Origin of the sequence: Neobacillus notoginsengisoli, assembly GCF_003515685.1 — a bacterium.
GTDB classification, from domain to species: Bacteria; Bacillota; Bacilli; order Bacillales; family Cytobacillaceae; genus Bacillus_D; species Bacillus_D notoginsengisoli.
In genome coordinates, this window is the sequence record NZ_QWEG01000021.1 from 1 (window position 1) to 15,616 (window position 15,616).

18 protein-coding genes are annotated in these 15,616 nt (G+C 43.6%); 17 read left to right on the plus strand and 1 reads right to left on the minus strand.

Features of this window, described 5'->3' with window-relative positions:
* Positions 1–407: 407 nt before the first annotated feature.
* The 10 genes from D1B31_RS21640 (at position 408) to rsmI (ending at position 7,508) form a co-directional block, all read left to right on the plus strand.
* The gene (locus D1B31_RS21640; RefSeq protein WP_118924403.1) at positions 408–620 is read left to right on the plus strand and encodes a sigma factor G inhibitor Gin; all 213 of its coding nucleotides are present in this window, start codon (positions 408–410) and stop codon (positions 618–620) included.
* Positions 621–714: 94 nt separating this feature from the next.
* On the plus strand, positions 715–2,148 hold the full coding sequence (locus tag D1B31_RS21645) for an aminotransferase class I/II-fold pyridoxal phosphate-dependent enzyme (RefSeq protein WP_118924405.1): 1,434 nt from the start codon (positions 715–717) through the stop codon (positions 2,146–2,148).
* 30 nt (positions 2,149–2,178) lie between these two features.
* The gene (tmk, locus tag D1B31_RS21650) at positions 2,179–2,814 is read left to right on the plus strand and encodes a dTMP kinase (RefSeq protein ID WP_118924407.1); all 636 of its coding nucleotides are present in this window, start codon (positions 2,179–2,181) and stop codon (positions 2,812–2,814) included.
* A 139-nt stretch (positions 2,815–2,953) separates the two neighbouring features.
* Positions 2,954–3,283, plus strand: coding sequence for a cyclic-di-AMP receptor (locus D1B31_RS21655; RefSeq protein WP_118924409.1), 330 nt, complete (start codon positions 2,954–2,956; stop codon positions 3,281–3,283).
* An 85-nt stretch (positions 3,284–3,368) separates the two neighbouring features.
* Entirely contained in the window at positions 3,369–4,376 is a 1,008-nt protein-coding gene (holB, locus tag D1B31_RS21660; RefSeq protein ID WP_118924411.1) for a DNA polymerase III subunit delta', read from the plus strand.
* On the plus strand, positions 4,369–5,196 hold the full coding sequence (locus D1B31_RS21665; RefSeq protein ID WP_118924413.1) for a PSP1 domain-containing protein: 828 nt from the start codon (positions 4,369–4,371) through the stop codon (positions 5,194–5,196). The genes holB and D1B31_RS21665 overlap by 8 nt, the downstream gene beginning before the upstream one ends.
* 13 nt (positions 5,197–5,209) lie before the next feature.
* Positions 5,210–5,572, plus strand: a complete 363-nt coding sequence (yabA, locus tag D1B31_RS21670; RefSeq protein ID WP_118924415.1) for a DNA replication initiation control protein YabA — start codon at positions 5,210–5,212, stop codon at positions 5,570–5,572.
* A gap of 38 nt (positions 5,573–5,610) precedes the next feature.
* A complete protein-coding gene (locus D1B31_RS21675) occupies positions 5,611–6,384 on the plus strand; it encodes a tRNA1(Val) (adenine(37)-N6)-methyltransferase (RefSeq protein ID WP_118924417.1) in 774 nt (257 codons plus the stop codon).
* Positions 6,371–6,658: a GIY-YIG nuclease family protein gene (locus D1B31_RS21680; protein ID WP_118924419.1), complete on the plus strand. Its 288-nt coding sequence runs from the start codon at positions 6,371–6,373 to the stop codon at positions 6,656–6,658. Before D1B31_RS21675 ends, D1B31_RS21680 begins: the two co-directional genes overlap by 14 nt.
* Entirely contained in the window at positions 6,636–7,508 is an 873-nt protein-coding gene (gene rsmI / locus D1B31_RS21685) for a 16S rRNA (cytidine(1402)-2'-O)-methyltransferase (RefSeq protein ID WP_118924421.1), read from the plus strand. Before D1B31_RS21680 ends, rsmI begins: the two co-directional genes overlap by 23 nt.
* Positions 7,509–7,552: 44 nt before the next feature.
* Here rsmI and D1B31_RS21690 read toward each other — a convergent pair whose 3' ends face one another.
* On the minus strand, positions 7,553–7,831 hold the full coding sequence (locus D1B31_RS21690) for an AbrB/MazE/SpoVT family DNA-binding domain-containing protein (RefSeq protein WP_118924423.1): 279 nt from the start codon (positions 7,829–7,831) through the stop codon (positions 7,553–7,555).
* Between the two features lie 477 nt (positions 7,832–8,308).
* Here D1B31_RS21690 and metG point away from each other — a divergent pair, with 477 nt between their 5' ends.
* The 7 genes from metG to veg all read left to right on the plus strand — a co-directional run bounded on the left by metG (position 8,309) and on the right by veg (position 15,601).
* The gene (gene metG / locus D1B31_RS21695; protein WP_118924425.1) at positions 8,309–10,276 is read left to right on the plus strand and encodes a methionine--tRNA ligase; all 1,968 of its coding nucleotides are present in this window, start codon (positions 8,309–8,311) and stop codon (positions 10,274–10,276) included.
* Positions 10,277–10,367: 91 nt separating this feature from the next.
* A complete protein-coding gene (locus tag D1B31_RS21700) occupies positions 10,368–11,135 on the plus strand; it encodes a TatD family hydrolase (protein WP_118924427.1) in 768 nt (255 codons plus the stop codon).
* A gap of 236 nt (positions 11,136–11,371) precedes the next feature.
* Complete coding sequence (locus tag D1B31_RS21705; protein ID WP_118924429.1) at positions 11,372–12,559, plus strand: G5 and 3D domain-containing protein; 1,188 nt, start codon at positions 11,372–11,374, stop codon at positions 12,557–12,559.
* Positions 12,560–12,727: 168 nt separating this feature from the next.
* A complete protein-coding gene (gene rnmV, locus D1B31_RS21710) occupies positions 12,728–13,288 on the plus strand; it encodes a ribonuclease M5 (RefSeq protein WP_118924431.1) in 561 nt (186 codons plus the stop codon).
* On the plus strand, positions 13,281–14,159 hold the full coding sequence (rsmA, locus tag D1B31_RS21715; protein WP_118924433.1) for a 16S rRNA (adenine(1518)-N(6)/adenine(1519)-N(6))-dimethyltransferase RsmA: 879 nt from the start codon (positions 13,281–13,283) through the stop codon (positions 14,157–14,159). Before rnmV ends, rsmA begins: the two co-directional genes overlap by 8 nt.
* Positions 14,160–14,237: 78 nt before the next feature.
* Positions 14,238–15,125 carry a sporulation peptidase YabG gene (gene yabG / locus D1B31_RS21720; RefSeq protein ID WP_118924435.1) on the plus strand — a complete coding sequence of 296 codons (888 nt, stop codon included), beginning with the start codon at positions 14,238–14,240 and terminating at the stop codon, positions 15,123–15,125.
* A gap of 212 nt (positions 15,126–15,337) precedes the next feature.
* The gene (veg, locus tag D1B31_RS21725) at positions 15,338–15,601 is read left to right on the plus strand and encodes a biofilm formation stimulator Veg (protein ID WP_118924437.1); all 264 of its coding nucleotides are present in this window, start codon (positions 15,338–15,340) and stop codon (positions 15,599–15,601) included.
* Positions 15,602–15,616: the final 15 nt, after the last annotated feature.

The window sequence follows — 15,616 nt, forward strand, 5'->3', positions numbered from 1 at the left end:
TAAACACTGGTTATGCGACAGGAAATCATCAAAACGGGGTGTTACTGTCGCAAAAGTGCGGCTATGCGACAGTAATGCTTCAAAATCCAGGTTTCTTGTCGCATAAGTGCCGGCTATGCGACAGTAAAGTTTCAAAACCAAAGCTTATTGTCGCATAAGATAGGATATACGACAGTAACGCACAAAATCCGCAACTGAAACGATACCGTTAAAAAAGTTGACCAATGCATTCCCTCGTTTTGTTTCGCCTCCCGAATGAGGCACTGGAACCGTCCCCCTGCCTCAAAAAGTATTTCCTGGGTAGACATACACCGAATTGGGTTTTTGTACATAGACTAGGAAGAGTAGGTGCCTGATGATTATTCGGATTATTGTATACAATTATGGTTTTCGGGCACACTAGGGGTATGGAGGTGGGAGTTGTGGAATCTCAGCCAGTACAACATGAGGAAACGTGTGTTGTATGTGAAGGATTGAAAAAGAGAGGAATACATTTATATACTTCGTTTATTTGCTCGGATTGTGAAAGGGATATGATTTCCACGGAAACAAGTGACCCTAAATATACTTATTATCTGAGGCAGCTTAAAAAAGTGGCTGCGCCAGGAATCTTTTCGTGAAAAGTCCGTAAAGGGCTTTATTTTTTTGCCTAAATTACAAAGAGCAAAGGGATTCTGATAAAATGGATAAGACTCTATTTTTTAAGGGGAAAAAATGAAGCAAAAAATAATTCCTTTATATGATGCATTGATAAACCATTTAGAACATAGACCAATTTCTTTTCACGTTCCGGGTCATAAATACGGAACACTACTGAATCAAGATACAGGAGCTTATTTTGCAAATATAATGAAGTTGGATGCAACGGAGCTTTCTGGCCTTGATGATCTCCATTCACCAGAAGGGCCGATAGCGGAGGCGGAACAGCTTCTCACTGAGCTTTATCAAGTGGAAAAAAGCTTTTTTCTCGTTAATGGCTCTACGGTGGGCAATCTTGCCATGGTATTAGCAACAAGTTCGGAAGGCGGACGGTTTCTTGTTCAGCGGAACTGCCATAAGTCGATTGTAAATGCGCTGCGTTTAGCTAATGCAGAGCCTGTTTTCATAGAGCCTGAATATAACGGTGAATGGAAAGTTGCAGCGGGGCTGACATTGGAAGCTGTACAAGATGCGATAACTGCCTGTCGGGGTGCAAGTGGACTTATCCTTACATATCCAAACTATTATGGAATGGCAGATTCTATTAAAGAAATCATTCAGATAGCTCATGCAAACGGAATTCCAGTCCTGGTGGACGAGGCCCACGGTGCCCACTTTATCGCCGGGCAACCTTTCCCACCTTCAGCAATAACACTCGGGGCGGATCTTGTTGTCCAATCTGCCCATAAAACGCTTCCTGCCATGACGATGGGCTCTTTCCTCCATTTCAATAGTAAGCTTGTTAAGCTTAGTCGGGTAAAAGATAATTTACAGATGCTGCAGTCAAGCAGCCCGTCCTATCCGATTATGGCCTCGCTGGATTTGGCAAGGAGTTATTTAGGGACTTTTTGCAAAAAGGATGTGGATTTCCTTACTGGGCAGATTGACCGTTTCAGGGCAGCGCTTGCACATATTCCCCAGATTCGTGTACTGGAGTATAAAGGAGTCAACGACCCATTAAAAGTAACAATTCAATCAGCGTGTCATTTGAATGGCTTTGAAATTCAGCAGTTGTTGGAGCAGGAAGGAATTTTTTCGGAGCTGGCTGATCCACATAATGTATTGTTTGTTCTCCCGCTACTAAAAGAGGGAATGTCTTACCCATTCAGTGAAGCCGCAGAAAAAATAGCTGCTGCTTTGAAAAAATATCCAGTAAGAGAGACCGACTGTACAGTTTCTTCATCTGGAGGAGGAAGATCGAAGCTTGCCCTTTCCTATCAGGAAATGGATAAGCTTAAGCCAGGCCGGGTACTGGTTGAAAAGGCAGAAGGCTCCATTGCTGCAGAAACAATTATTCCCTATCCGCCTGGGATACCACTTGTGTTAAAAGGAGAGCTTATAACAGCTGAAATGGCTGAAAGCCTAGCAAATTTAAGGAACGCAGGGGCACGCTTTCAGGGCGGAGAGCGGCTTGAAAATGGTGAAATACTTATATACAAAAGAGGCTGATAGCTTCTTCAGGATTTTTTGGAGGTTAGGATGAAAAAGGGACTGTTTATTACAATTGAAGGGCCTGAGGGGGCAGGGAAATCGACCGCTGCCACTCTGATAGCCGAGAAATTAAGGATAGAAGGGTACGATACAATCATTACACGCGAGCCAGGGGGAATTGACATCGCGGAGCAAATCAGAAGAGTGATTCTTGAACCTGGCAATACTGCAATGGACCCTCGTACGGAAGCACTGCTGTACGCAGCAGCCAGGAGGCAGCATCTTGTTGAAAAGGTTAGGCCGGCACTGAAGGACGGCAGCATTGTTCTGTGCGACCGTTTTGTGGACAGTTCACTTGCCTATCAAGGCTATGCTCGGGGACTCGGGATCGATGAAGTGTATAAAATAAATGAATTTGCGATTGAAACGATGATGCCCGACTTAACGATTTATTTTGATATCGCTCCTGAGGAAGGGCTAGCCAGGATAGAAAAGCATCAGGGACGGGAAATCAACCGGCTCGATTTAGAAGAGCTTGATTTTCATCACCGGGTTAGAGAAGGCTACCAGCTTTTGCTTGGCCGTTTTCCCAATCGAATTCAAAAAATTGATGCTTCCCTGGATCTTAAAGAGGTGGTAGAAGAGGCTTTTTCCAAGATCAAGAAACTCTTGGTATCCAACTAGATGGTTCATTACTGGCACTTATATCAATCTTTTTTCTTTTACAGTAAATTTCCAACTCCTTCGGGCATGTGCGATGGGGGATTTCCTGTTATAATGAGATAAAGTTAGAAGCCGGCTAACGAATAGAGGAGGTTGCGTGATGAAGTTAATCATTGCGGTCGTTCAGGATCAGGACAGCACCAGGCTTTCGAATGCGCTCGTTGAACATAATTTCAGGGCAACAAAGCTTGCGACAACAGGGGGCTTTCTTAAGTCGGGCAATACAACCTTTATGATTGGTACGGAAGATGCGCGGGTTGAAAAGGCCTTGGAGGTCATTAGAATCAACTGCAAATCCAGGAATCAGCTAGTTGCGCCAGTATCTCCAATGGGAGGAAATGCAGACTCTTATGTTCCTTACCCTGTTGAAGTTGAAGTAGGGGGAGCAACGGTATTTGTTTTGCCAATCGAACAGTTTTCGCAATTTTAAAGGATTTCGGTAAACAGGATGGCCCTACCATAAAAGGGCCTTCCCTATATTTTTTTAGAGTGAGAAAAAAGGCAGGTGAGCGTATTTGCCGAAAAAGTGGGACGAGCTTGAAGAGATACAGCCTGCGGCATTGAAAATGATAAAAAACAGCATAGTTAAAGGCCGTGTGGCGCATGCTTATTTGTTTGAAGGCATGCGTGGAACTGGGAAAAGAGATGCAGCCATCCTCCTTTCAAAAGCACTCTTTTGTGAAAGCCCGGTTGATGGGTATAAACCTTGTGAAACGTGTCTGAACTGCAAAAGGATTAACAGCGGCAATCATCCTGATCTTCATGTGGTTGAGCCGGATGGCCTTTCCATAAAGAAACAGCAAATCAAGGATCTCCAGGAAGAGTTCTCCAAGAAAGGGATGGAGTCATCCCGAAAGATTTATGTGATTGTCGATGCGGAAAAAATGTCTACGGGAGCATCAAATTCACTGCTAAAATTTCTTGAGGAACCGGGGGCCCAGACAGTTGCATTGCTGCTGACTGAGAATCCCCAAAAAATGCTTCCGACCATCCTCTCACGATGTCAAATGATTATGTTCAGGCCCTTAGCGCCTGATATTTTTATAAAAAAACTTGTCGAAAATGGGGTTGATCCGGATTCGGCTCCTCTCCTAGCCCAATTGACAAATAATGTTCATGAGGCGTTGGACCTAAATAACCAGGATTGGTTTGCACAAGCCCAAAAAATAGTGGTAAAATTATATGAAGTGCTGAAAAAAGATCCGCTCGAAGCAATGGTTGCTCTTCAAGGGGAATGGTTCACGCACTTTAAGGAAAAAGATCAGATTGACCGCGGATTGGATCTACTGTTACTCGTATTCAAGGACTTATTATATATACAATTGGGTAAACAGGAGCAAATTGTTTTCATAAAGGAAGCCGGACGGCTGCAGCAATTTGCCTTGCAAACCCGAACACGTAGCCTGGCCGGTCAGATGGCTGCGGTACTCGAAGCTAAACGGAGGCTTCATGCGAACATGAATCCTCAGCTCCTGATGGAACAGCTCGTGTTAAAAATGCAGGAGGGATCAGCATTTGTATGATGTAGTTGGGGTCCGCTTTAAAAAAGCGGGAAAGATCTATTACTTTGATCCCGGCGATCTGCCTATAGAAAAAGGTGACTATGCCATTGTCGAAACCGTACGCGGAGTGGAATTCGGCAAGGTGGTCATTGCCCGTAAACAAGTGGACGAACATGATGTTGTCCTTCCTTTAAAAAAGGTTGTACGGATAGCAGATCATAAGGATAAACTTATTGTGGAAGAGAATAAGCTTGCTGCAAGAGAAGCATATGAAGTGTGCTGCGAGAAGGTAAGCGGCCATCAGCTTGATATGAAGCTTGTAGATGTTGAATATACATTTGACAGGAATAAAGTCATTTTTTATTTCACTGCCGATGGACGTGTAGATTTCAGGGAACTTGTAAAAGATCTGGCATCCATATTTAGGACAAGGATTGAATTGAGGCAAATTGGGGTCAGGGATGAAGCGAAGATGCTCGGGGGCATCGGACCGTGCGGCAGAATGCTGTGTTGTTCCACTTTCCTTGGCGACTTTGACCCTGTATCAATTAAAATGGCAAAGGACCAAAACCTATCATTAAATCCTACTAAGATATCCGGTCTTTGCGGGCGCCTGATGTGTTGCCTTAAGTATGAAAATGATGAATATGAGACAGCAAAAGACCTACTTCCAGACCTTGGTGAAATTATTTCCACACCGTTAGGCAGGGGTAAGGTAGTTGGCTTAAACATCCTTGAGCGAATCCTCCAGGTTGATATAAAGGAGCAAGAAAGAGTCCTCGAGTTTACCCTTGATGAAATTCTAAACGAAGGAGCTTTTTCTGTACCATCCACAGATTAATGAGGTGGAAAAAGTGGATAAAAAAGAGATTTTTGAGTCGATCGATACAATGGAAACACAAATCGGCAGTCTTTACCAGCAGCTTGGTGCATTAAAACAGTACCTTACAGAAATACTGGAAGAGAATCATTCTCTTAAGCTCGAAAATAATCTTCTCAGACGCCGCCTTGACGGGGTGGCGGACGAGAAGGACACAGCAGGGAAAAAGGGAAAGAAGACAGGGGCTACCGATACAAAGTCATTTGACATCGGGGAAGGCTATGACAATTTGGCCCGCCTTTACCAGGAAGGTTTCCATATATGCAATTTGCATTTTGGCAGCCTGCGCAAAGAAGGCGATTGTTTATTTTGCCTGTCATTTCTTAATAAAAAATAATGCCTTCCCCAGCCGGGAAGGCATTTTTTCGCTGATTTATGAGAAGCTGCAGAAACCGGAGGAATTTGATAGTGAATTTAATAGGAGATGAACGGCTGGATTATTTACTGGCTGAGAATTTGCGGATTATCCAGAGTCCGTCAGTATTCGCTTTTTCACTTGATGCTGTTTTGTTAGCGAGATTTGTATATGTACCAATCCAAAAGGGCAATATGATTGATTTGTGCAGCGGCAACGGTGTTGTCCCGTTGTTCCTTAGTACTAGAACGAAGGGAACGATTACGGGGGTAGAAATTCAAGAACGGCTTTATGATATGGCTGTGAGGAGCATTGCCTATAATGGCCTTGAAGACCGGCTGGAGATGATTCAGGGGGATATAAAAGAGATGCCTTCTAGGCTCGGCTATGGAAAATTTGATGTCGTCACTTGCAACCCGCCGTATTTTAAAACGCCGCCAACGAGTGAAATAAACGAAAATGAACATCTGGCGATTGCAAGACACGAGATTTTGTGTACGCTTGAGGATGCAATTCGCGTTTCGAGCGCACTAGTGAGGGCAGGTGGAAAGGTCGCTTTCGTACACAGGCCTGACAGGTTGAATGATATGATTGAACTGATGAGAAAATACCGGCTGGAGCCAAAGAGGATAAAATTTGTTCATTCAAAAGAAGGGAAAGAGGCAAATACAATGCTTGTGGAAGCTGCGAAAAACGGACAGCCCGGGCTGAAAATTCTCCCTCCTCTTGTTGTTTACGACGGGAATAATGAGTATACTCCGGAAGTTAGAGAGATATTATATGGAAACGATTAACCATTATTTTTATGTATTATTATGCGGGGATGGAAGTTATTATGGAGGTTATACAACTGATCTCAAGCGGCGCGTCAGGCTTCATGATGAAGGAAAAGGCGCGAAGTACACGAGGGGGCGTGGGCCGGTGAAACTCATTTTTTCTAGGGCCTATTCGACCAAGACGGAGGCCATGCAGGCGGAGTATCGGTTTAAACAGCTTCCACGCCTGAAGAAGGATGCATTTTTGGCAAGGGAAAGAGGTGAGGGGATTGCAGCAACAGAAAAGTTTTGAAAATGAAGATTGTAAGGGAATTCTCTATCTTGTCCCGACCCCGATCGGCAATTTGGAAGATATGACTTTCCGTGCGATTCGGATTCTGAAGGAAGCGGATTTCATTGCAGCTGAGGATACAAGAAATACGAAAAAACTTAGCAATTATTTTGAAATAGAAACCCCTATTGTCAGTTATCATGAACATAATAAGGAAGCAAGTGGCATGAAGCTCCTGGAAAAGATGAAAGAAGGGGCGAGAATTGCCCTTGTGAGCGATGCTGGCATGCCAGCCATATCAGACCCTGGCTATGAGCTTGTTGTAGAAGCAATAGAGGCTGACATAGCTGTTGTGCCGCTTCCGGGTGCCAATGCAGCCCTCACTGCACTGATTGCGTCTGGACTTCCCTCCCAGCCGTTTTATTTTTATGGATTTTTAAACCGCCAGAAAAAAGACAAAAAGTTAGAGTTGGAATTATTAAAAAAACAATCAGATACGATCATTTTATATGAATCGCCTCACCGGCTTAAAGAAACACTCGGCCTGATACAGGATATTTTGGGAGACCGGAAAATTGTCCTTTGCAGGGAACTGACAAAAAGGTATGAGGAGTTTATACGCGGTACTATTTCAGAGGCAATTGCCTGGTGCAATAGCGGAGAAATTCGTGGAGAGTTCTGCCTCATTCTTGAGGGCCGGGAGGATCAACGTGCGGAAGGACGTCCATGGTGGGAAGAGATGGGTATACATGAACATGTTAACCATTATATTTCAAATGAAGAGCTTTCCTCCAAGGAGGCTATTAAAAAAGTTGCCGCTGACCGCAGCGTGAGCAAACGGGAAATATACCGGGAATACCATGTGGACTAGAAGAATAAAGGCTTCCCCTCGTCGGGGAAGCCTTTGTTGGTTGCTTATTTGCTGAATGCTGCCTGAATTTCTTTAATAAGTTGTTCAGCACCTTCACGGCTGAGGATTAGCTTGCCTTCTGCAAGGGAAATGTTGTCATCGGAAACTTCACCTGTCACCTGGCAAGTCATGTTTGGTTTGTATTTTTTTAGAATGATGCGCTCGTCGTCCACATAGATTTCCAGAGCATCTTTTTCAGCGATGCCAAGTGTGCGTCTTAATTCGATTGGAATAACCACCCGGCCGAGTTCATCAACTTTACGGACAATACCTGTAGATTTCATTACAAAATTTCTCCTCTCATATTGAAAAGTAGTACAATTTTCGTCATTATTCGACAAATTTTTAATAACTTTATAATACCAGTGTTTCCCAAATTCGTCAATCCATTTTTCGTTAAAAAAGGTTAAAAAAGTTTTGTTACTCTGACAAACCTTATCATACCAGTCATTCAAGAGCTATATGATGTTTACTGGCAATAAAGGGAGCCTATGCCAATTGTTTTACTAGAATAATAAATCATCAACTATTTTACGTAATTCGACAAAAGCAGACGTATAGAGTGCCGGCGAACACAACTATATTATACGGCAAAGGTTTTTGTTTTGTAGGGATAGAAATAAAACAAACTCACCAGTCAGGAGCATTATATTGCAGAATAGTTGGTTTTTCGGTATATTTTGGTGATAGAAGCTGAAAAGAAAAGGCAATAATGACGATATCAGCCTTTATGAATAAGCATTAATTAAGGAGGGATCTGGATGGGAAATAAAGAAAAAACATTTTATCTGACAACCCCTATTTACTACCCGAGTGGAAATTTGCATATAGGGCATGCATATACGACAGTGGCGGGTGACGCGATGGCCCGGTATAAACGCCTTCGCGGATACGATGTGATGTATTTGACTGGAACGGATGAACATGGCCAGAAAATTCAGCGAAAAGCAGCTGAGGAAGGCTTGACTCCACAGCAATATGTAGATGGCATTGTAGAAGGAATCAAGGAACTTTGGGAAAAATTAGATATTTCCTATGATGATTTTATCAGAACTACCGAGGACAGGCACAAAAAATCGGTCGACAAGCTTTTTGCACAGCTTGTCGAACAGGGGGATATTTACCTTGACCTGTATGAGGGCTGGTATTGTACCCCTTGTGAATCCTTTTATACGGACAGACAGCTTGTCGAAGGAAATTGTCCCGATTGTCACCGTCCCGTTGAAAAAGTGAAGGAAGAGTCTTATTTTTTCAAGATGAGCAAATATGCTGACAGGCTATTGGCTTTTTATGAAGAAAACCCTGAATTCATCCAACCTGAATCTCGGAAAAATGAAATGATTAATAATTTTATTAAGCCGGGGCTTGAGGATCTTGCTGTCTCCAGAACGACATTTGATTGGGGAATTAAGGTTCCTGGCAATCCGAAACACGTGATCTATGTGTGGATCGATGCATTGTCGAACTATATTACTGCACTTGGATACGGAAGCGATGATGATTCAAAGTACCAGAAATATTGGCCTGCTGATGTCCATCTTGTAGGAAAGGAAATTGTCCGCTTCCATACGATTTACTGGCCAATCATGTTAATGGCGCTGGGGCTCCCTTTACCTAAAAAGGTTTTTGCACACGGCTGGCTTTTGATGAAGGACGGTAAGATGTCCAAGTCAAAAGGGAATGTTGTCAATCCGGTAACGCTTATTGACAGGTACGGCCTTGACGCCCTTCGTTATTATTTGCTCAGGGAAGTGCCTTTTGGGTCGGACGGTGTCTTTACTCCAGAAGGATTTGTCGAACGAATTAATTTTGATTTGGCCAATGACCTCGGAAACCTGCTGAATCGTACTGTTGCAATGATTGACAGGTACTTCGATGGAGAGATTCCAGTTTATAGCGGTTCCGTTACTGAATTTGATGATTCCCTCTTGAACATGAATAAAGATACCGTTGCAAAATATGAGAATGCAATGGAAAAGATGGAGTTTTCGGTCGCGCTTTCGAGTGTTTGGCAGCTTGTCAGCCGGTCAAATAAGTATATTGATGAAACGCAGCCCTGGGTACTTGCAAAAGATGAAGAACGGAGAGCTGAGCTCGGATCCGTCATGGCTCACCTTGCTGAATCGCTCCGCATGATTGCTGTCCTTCTTCAGCCATTCCTGACCCGCTCGCCACAAAAGATTTTTACGCAGCTTGGCGTTGAGAGCAGCTCTTTAAGGGCTTGGGAAAGCCTGGAGGAATTTGGCGTGATTCCTGAGGGGACAAAAGTATCCAAGGGTGATCCGTTGTTCCCGCGTCTTGAAATTGCTGAAGAAGTAGAGTTCATTAAAGGGGAAATGCAAGGAACGGCTGTACCCGCTGCAGACACAAAGCAGGAAGAAAAACAAGCAGAAAAACCCGAAACCGAAGAGATTTCCATTGATGAATTCATGAAAGTTGATTTGCGGATTGCGGAAGTACTTCATGCCGAGCCAGTTAAGAAGGCAGATAAGCTTTTGAAGCTCCAACTTGACCTCGGGTATGAAAAGCGTCAGGTTGTCTCTGGCATTGCCGAATATTACAAGCCTGAGGAACTCATTGGCCGAAAGGTTATTTGTGTAACAAATCTGAAACCGGTAAAATTGCGCGGCGAGCTTTCCCAAGGAATGATTCTAGCCGGGAAGGCTGAAGGGACCTTGTCACTTGCGTCTGTTGATCAAACCTTGCCAAATGGTACGCAAATTAAATAAAGATGAATCAGGAAGGAGGAGGGAATGCCCGCAGCACAACAATCTGCGGCGCATTCCTTTTTCCGTACTAAGACGAAGGGAAGTGGTAATCATGCTGATTGATACACATGCGCATTTAAACGCGGAGCAATATAGTGAAGATGTGGAAGAAGTCATGGCCCGGGCAAAGGAAAATGGAGTGGAAACCATCGTCGTGGTTGGATTTGACCGCCCGACAATTGAAAAGGCAATGGAGCTGGCAAAAGCTAATGATTTCATCTATGCCTGTATTGGCTGGCATCCAGTAGATGCCATTGATATGACGGATGAAGATCTTGCCTGGATAGAGGAGCTGTCCGCCCATCCAAAGGTTGTCGCGCTTGGAGAAATGGGACTTGATTACCATTGGGACAAATCACCCAAGGAAATCCAAAAAGAGGTATTCAGGAAGCAAATCAGGCTGGCAAAAAAAATTAAGCTGCCAATCGTGATTCATAATCGGGAAGCAACAGCTGATATCGTTGAGATATTGAAAGAGGAAAATGCATCTGAAGTTGGGGGAATCATGCACTGCTTTAGTGGGAGTGTTGAAACTGCTAAGCAATGTATAGATATGAACTTTTATATTTCTCTAGGAGGGCCAGTCACTTTTAAGAATGCAAAAAAGCCAAAGGAAGTGGCAGTCGAGATTCCACTCGAATGGCTGCTGGTGGAGACGGATTGTCCTTATCTAACTCCCCATCCTCATAGGGGAAAGCGGAATGAACCAGGCTATGTAAGGCTGGTGGCCGAGGAGATTGCCATTATTAAAGGGGTTTCTTTTGAAGAAGTGGCAAATGTGACAACCGCAAATGCAAAAAAATTATTCGGCATAAGCTGATACGGAAACCTGTCGAATAAGCAGACAAGTTGTCCACTTTTTTCCTAAAAACAAAAAGTTCTACAAGTCTCCTTTTCTTCATAGGATAACCATGTCGATAAGTTATTCTTTGCAATTCAGGGAGGGATGTGCATAATTAGAACTACCGTCGGAAAAGTACCTAAGTTGACAGTCGGCAATATAGTTCTATATAATCACTCCAAGAAAAGGAGGCGTTTTTCATCGGGTCTATTCACATGAAAAGCCTGTTTCCAACGTCTTTGAGTAAAAAGCAATATATTATTTTTTTTGCCAGTTTCCTAGTTTTCGCAACTACTCTTGGAATCCTCTTTTATGAAGGGACCAAAAAAACGGTCGCCTTGACCCTAGATGGCAAGGAAAAGGTGGTCGAGACCAGGGCAGAAACTGTTGAAGATCTATTAATGGAACAGCAAATCACTGTAAACTCAAATGACTATTTGTTTCCCAAGATCAACACCAAAGTGAAAAATAACCTGGAAGTCGTCTGGGAGAAAGCTAGACAGGTTGAAATTGTAAAAGATGGCGAGAAGAAAACGATATGGACAACTGCTGATACGGTTGCGGAGCTCCTTCATGAGCAGAAGATCACTCTGATTGAACATGATCATATCTCTGCCCGGCCAAAGACTCCAATTAGCGACAACATGCGTTTAGAAATTAAAAAAGCATTGAATGTAAGTTATATCGACGGTACGAAGAATGAACAAAAAGCGTGGTCCACTTCGGCTACGGTCGCTGACTTTTTGACACAACAAGGCATTGTATTGAACACATTGGACCGAGTTGAGCCTTCCCTCAATGAAAATATTCAGGAGGATGGCGTGATAAAAATCATTCGGGTAGAAAAAGTCACCGATGTAGTGGAAGAACCAATCAATTTTGCCGTAGTAACAAAGAAGGATGCAAAGCTGGACAAAGGAAAACAGAAAGTTGTGACCGAAGGGAAAGAAGGGCTACTTTCTAGGAAGTTTGAAGTAATCCGGGAAAATGGCACAGAGGTTTCACGGAAATTAATCAGTGAGAAAACGGTTAGTGCAAAACAGGATAAGGTTGTTGCTGTAGGCACCAAAGTCCTCGTGGCACAGGTATCGCGCGGCGCGGCTCCTGCAGGCGGCAAGGAATTCTACGTTTCCTCAACTGCCTACACGGCCGGATGCAATGGCTGTTCTGGTACAACAGCCACAGGAATCAATTTGCGCGCAAACCCTAATGTAAAGGTTATTGCTGTAGACCCAAGGGTTATTCCGCTTGGATCGAAGGTATATGTTGAAGGATATGGATACGCAATAGCAGCCGATAAAGGGTCTGCAATCAAAGGATATAAAATAGACGTCTTTTTTCCCAATTTGTCGGATGCATACAGATGGGGGACGAAGAGAGTAAAAATTAAGGTATTAAACTAGCTGTCTGATGCAGAGGAGTGATCCTCTGCATTTTGTTTTGCCCGCTTTTTCCCCTATACTAATATTTATCCTTGTTATCTACTATTTAGACGGATAACATTACAAAAAGGTTTCAAAACTTTTGCAAAAAGATTAATTTTTAATTTTGTGTTTTTCATTGGAGGAAATATGAAGATAAAAGAAATCATCGTCGTTGAAGGAAAAGATGATACAACCGCCATCAAAAGGGCAATTGATGCAGACACAATCGAAACAAACGGTTCTGCTCTTAATGAGGAAACGATTGGAAAAATCATTCTGGCAAAAGAAAAACGAGGGGTCATCATTTTTACCGACCCTGATTTCCCTGGGGAAAAAATCCGCAGTGAAATAACCAGGAGAGTTCCGGGCTGCAAGCATGCCTTTTTGCCGAAAGAAGCGGCCATGGAAAAGCTGGGTCGTGGTCTAGGTGTCGAGCATGCTCATCCGGAGGCTATTCGAGCGGCATTGAAAGATGCCCAGTTTATGAATGAAGAAGCAGCCGAGGAAATTACGCAGGATGATCTCATTGACGCGGGACTAATCGGCGGCCATGGCTCGAGTGAAAAAAGGGCCAGGTTAGGGAAGATATTAAAAATTGGCTATACAAATGGCAAGCAGCTTCATAAACGGCTGAAAATGTTCCAAATCAGCAGCCGGCAATTTGCCGAGGCCTTAAATGCCATTCAGCAGGAGGATCAAAATGAATAAAGAAATCGCAACACCTATACGGACGAAAGCAATTCTTGACAAATACGGCTTTTCATTTAAAAAAAGCCTGGGGCAAAATTTCCTAATTGATACGAACATATTAAGAAAGATCGTTGAGGCGGCCGGCATCACTGGCGAAACAGGCACAATCGAAATAGGGCCAGGTATTGGGGCGCTGACAGAACAGCTCGCGAAGGTGAGCAGGAAGACGGTGGCCTTTGAAATCGACCAGCGCCTTCTGCCGATTCTTGCCGATACTCTTTCACCCTACCAGAACGTAAAGGTCATTCATCATGATTTTTTAAAAGCCAATGTACCGGCGGTCATTGAGGAGGAGTTCGGGCCGGATACAGATCTCGTTGTTGCGGCCAACTTGCCTTACTATATCACCACGCCCATTATTATGAAAATCCTTGAAGAACGCCTTCCTGTCAGGGCGATTGTTGTCATGCTGCAAAAAGAAGTCGCAGACCGGATATCGGCAAAACCCGGATCCAAGGATTATGGCTCCTTGTCGATTGCCATTCAATATTATACGAGGGCAGAAACGGTCATGATTGTCCCGAAAACAGTTTTTGTTCCACAACCGAACGTTGATTCAGCTGTCATCCGCCTATCTGTACGAAAGGAGCCGGCTGTCAGTGTCATGGATGAGCAATTTTTCTTTGAAGTGACCCGGGCGAGTTTTGCACAGCGACGTAAAACGATTCTCAATAACCTGACAAGCCAATTGGCAGGCGGAAAGGAAAAGAAGGACAAAATACTGGCAGCGCTAAGAACAGCGGAAATTGAACCGTCAAGAAGGGGAGAAACGCTATCTTTAGAGGAATTCGCTCGCTTGAGTAATGCACTCATGCCTTCCTTTCGTTAACCTTGGATTTACCGGCTCCTGTCACCTGTTTTCGTAAACCCGCATAGCTTATGGAAGAAACCTATTGGGGTGAATTCTGTGGCTATAAAAAAGATGGATATCGTCGGCAGGCGTTCGTATAACTGTGATATTCTTTTCAGAGTTATTGACATCATTGAAAAGGATGGGCAGCAAATAGCCTATCTTTATGGAGAGTACATCCGGCTCGCGGCAGATGCTCCTTGTGATGACCTCGTCATCATGGGCAAGGCAGAGAGGCAAAAGCTGACAAATGAATACCGCTCAAAGGAAGAGCAATCACTTGAGCTATTCCGCCAAGATGTATCCTTATTAAAGCAGCGTCAGGAATACGATGCGACAGGCGGATATGCAAAACAGGCCAATTTTTTTCAAATACCCGGCAAGGTTCTCCATCTTGACGGAGATCAATCCTATTTAAAAAAGTGTCTCGCACTTTATGAGAAAATCGGCATCCCTGTCTACGGAATTCATTGCAATGAAAAGGAAATGCCAGGAAAAATAGGTGGGCTTCTAGACTATTACCGCCCGGATATCCTCGTTGTTACCGGGCATGATGCTTATTCAAAATCAAAAGGTAAAATGAGTGATGTGAATGCGTACCGGCATTCAAGGCATTTTGCCCAGACGGTTAGGGAAGCCAGGAAAAAGGTTCCTCACCTCGACCAGCTTGTCATTTTTGCTGGAGCATGCCAGTCACATTTTGAGTCGCTCATCACGGCGGGAGCGAATTTTGCGAGCTCACCCTCGAGAATTAACATTCACGCACTCGATCCTGTTTATATCGTGGCAAAAATAAGCTTCACTCCCTTCATGGAACGAATTCATGTCTGGGATGTTCTGAGAAATACGTTAACAGGTGAAAAAGGTCTTGGAGGCATTGAAACAAGGGGTGTGCTGCGGACGGGAATGCCATACAGGCCGGAATATGCAGGAGAAGGGGAATAAGCCTTTTAGACAGGGCTTATTTTTCTTTTGGCCCTCGAAAAATGCCTCTACATAGAAACGGGATGCAAGGGCATTCTAATAAATGTTGAATTTTAAAAGAAAAAGTAGAACGAAAAGGATTGACAATCTTTTTACTCGACTGATATAATTTATAGTTTTTATTTGACAGAATTATGTCAGTGTGTTATACTTTACACAGTGAGGTGGACCGAATGCCAAAAAAACTTGCCGATATTAAGAAGGCTCTAGATTCAAATTTGGGTAAAAGGCTCTTGCTTAAGGCCAATGGAGGGCGCAGGAAAACGATTGAGCGTTCAGGAATCCTAGCCGAGACATACCCATCTGTATTTGTTATTGAACTGGATCAGGAAGAAAATGCATTTGAACGTGTTTCTTACAGCTATGCAGATGTACTGACAGAAACAGTAGAAATCACCTTTTACGAAGAAGCAGCAGGACGAGCAGCATTAAGTTAGATACAATATGCAGGG